The sequence below is a fragment of the Rhizobium sp. Leaf371 genome (assembly GCF_001424045.1).
GTDB lineage: Bacteria > Pseudomonadota > Alphaproteobacteria > Rhizobiales > Rhizobiaceae > Ferranicluibacter.
Map to the genome: position 1 here is coordinate 1 of NZ_LMQB01000019.1, position 2,569 is coordinate 2,569.

Genomic DNA, 2,569 nt, shown 5'->3' on the forward strand with positions numbered 1-2,569 from the left:
AAACGCAGGAACTTGACCACTACGACCAACACAAACGATACCTAAGGCGGGTCACTTCTCGGTGGAAATGCCGGGTCAGCTCTCAGTGGAAATCAACACACTCGCATTGCAATCATTAGCAGCGTCGAGGCATGACATTCCGGCGCGCAAAAATTCCCGAAGGAGAAACTGAAATACGTCAAATGAGATTGCTTACAAGGGCTTACATGCGCCTGATGGTAACTTTCCCACATGCACCAACGTGCGGTGCAGGGCGTACGGGAATGAAAGCGAAAAGCCTGTATCAAAGAGAGGATTGCGATCGGGTGAGCTAGAGTAAGAGTGGTGCGACTTCCTAAGCTCTTGGTCTCAAGTCGGCATCGCAAACAGCGGCAGAGTGAATCCGAAGCATGCGCGCGGTCGGGTTCAGAATAATTTCGATAGTGGTGCGTCACCTACGCCAGCGCTCTGATAGAATTTGAATGTTTGGCGCCTGTGATGAGCGGAGATTACTTCCGTAAAACAGCCGCTCCGGGCTCCGACGCCTTGGATGTGTACGAACCGCTGACCCCGCCGATCAAGTGCAAAGAATTTTTAATGCAGGGAAGTTTCGCTCAGCGATGGCCGGTATGGGGCCGACAGCGGACAGTCTGAAGTGGGTTGCGCAAACGCGAGAGCAGACATGGGCATGAGGTGCAGTTTTCTAAATTCGGCCAATAGCAGATTCAATACAACTTATGTTTCCGTGACATCGCGTTCGTTCAAGACATCGTAGTTGAGAACGTCTCCGCGTATCCGACCTTGCCATCGGCTGACGAGTGCCACGGTGTCGACGGCATCGAGGTGAGCGCTGAGCGCGGATTGATCTGACCAACGCTCCGAACGAGCAATCGTCCGGCCAACGGGTCGGCCACCGCGAGGTCATACGCGATGTTGCCGCGACGGTGTCGCATTGCTGCCGCAAGCACTTCCAGATCGGGGAGGAACTGGGCGAGTTCAAGATGATCGACGTACATGTGCCCCGTTACGATCAGCATGATGACGTTCTTTCGGCTTTGGCCCGGATCGCCGACTTCAGTCGATCCGGGTCTTGGGGTGATCAGACGGCGCTTTATCTCGCGACGGCTTTCGCCCCATCGGCTCTGTTGCTACGCTTCGCCCGCGTCTCTGGCTTTGCAAGGCACACCAAAGCACTCCGATGAACTGGAAGCGCACGAGACGGTAAATCTGCGTTACCAAAGCACCGGCCAGGTGTTTCTCTGGCCTTTCCGGATTGGCGATCGTGAGATCTAAATAGTGCCGTCCTCGGGCGTGATCGCGGATGCGAGCGAGGCTAACTTAACGACGATCGCCGCAGACGCTTGCATCGGAGAATGGCAACGGCCTTCATGGCCGCTCCCTGGCTCAAGCGAGGAGAGTTGGTCGCTATCCTGTCCCACTTCGCCGTGGAGCGGCACAACATCACGGCAGTCTGGCCCGAGAGCCGCCGCACCAACCCCGCCGTTCGCGCATTACTGGACCATCTAATTGAGCCGTTCTAGCCCGAAACGCCTCCTACCTGCCTGAAGCTGGCGTGGAGATTTCTTGCCAATATAGGCTCGCCTTGCCATGGCCGAAGTACTGACCGCCGTTCACGCTCACAGAACAGAGCGCCTTTGAGAAAGACGCCCTGTTACTGATTTTCAAGCTGACGGTCGGATCCTGCCAACAGTTGCCAACTTACGTGTTGGCTTCACGGTTGAAAGCGAGGACGCCTCATAGCTTCTGTCATCATCGAATTGCGCTTGTCCCGCCCGTTCTTCAACTCCCCCTGTCGTTTCCAGCGCAGGAAGATGTAGCAAGTGAAGCGAAGCTGCGGGTCGGCGGGATCTCACCATCGCGATTTACTGGAACGGTCGCGGTAGCGATCATGATGCTTGTCCTTGTGGTCGAAGCGATGCGCCGGGTTCAAGCAGATGCAGTAAGCTGTGACGCAAATTCTCGATAACTGTGCAGAGGGTGACCTGAGACCCGACTTCCCTCGAATTTTCGGGAGAGTCTTGGGTTTTCAATCTGGGCTCATGCGGCCTGTTTTTCCAGTGCCATTTTCATTGCGAGCTCGCTGGGTGTGAGATTGCCCAGCGACGAGTGCGGTCTGTTCCTGTTGTAATCCTCCTTCTATGCTGTGATTACGGCGCGGGCCTGAGCGAGCGACGAGAACAGTGTCTCGTTCAGGCATTCGTCGCGGAAGCTGCCGTTGAAGCTTTCGACGAAGCCGTTCTGCATCGGCTTGCCTGGTGCGATGTAGTGCCATTCGACCTTGGTCTCCTAGGCTCAGGACCTATTAATCTCTTGCGGTGCGCTCTGCGTTTTGATTCACTGGGATCGGAAGGAGACGCTTCCATGAGTGACCTGATGCTGTTGTCGGAGGCGCAGATGCGCCGGATTGAACCTTTCTTCCCGCTGTCACATGGCGTGCCGCGTGTTGATGACCGCCTGGTGTTGAGCGGCGTCATTTTCGTCTTGCGCAACGGCCTGCGGTGGCGCGACGTGCCGCGTGAATACGGGCCGCACAAGACCATCTACAATCGCTTCATCCGTTGGAGCCGGC

The 2,569-nt window shown here is 56.2% G+C and carries 2 protein-coding genes and 2 pseudogenes; 2 read left to right on the top strand and 2 right to left on the bottom strand.

Translation table 11 applies throughout. From position 1 onward, the window contains the following. Positions 1-740 precede the first annotated feature (740 nt). On the bottom strand, positions 741-1,016 hold the full coding sequence (locus ASG39_RS10685) for an antibiotic biosynthesis monooxygenase (RefSeq protein WP_244481211.1): 276 nt from the start codon (positions 1,014-1,016) through the stop codon (positions 741-743). Positions 1,017-1,086: 70 nt separating this feature from the next. Here ASG39_RS10685 and ASG39_RS10690 point away from each other — a divergent pair. Next, a pseudogene (locus ASG39_RS10690) lies at positions 1,087-1,520 on the top strand (LysR substrate-binding domain-containing protein); the annotation flags it as partial. 517 nt (positions 1,521-2,037) lie between these two features. On the opposite strand, the pseudogene ASG39_RS24340 reads toward ASG39_RS10690, so the two are convergent. Beyond that, positions 2,038-2,280: pseudogene (locus tag ASG39_RS24340) on the bottom strand (transposase); the annotation flags it as partial. Between the two features lie 81 nt (positions 2,281-2,361). Between ASG39_RS24340 and ASG39_RS10700 the strand changes: the two are divergent. Continuing rightward, a partial coding sequence (locus ASG39_RS10700; protein WP_156468124.1) for a transposase occupies positions 2,362-2,569 on the top strand: 208 nt, incomplete at its 3' end.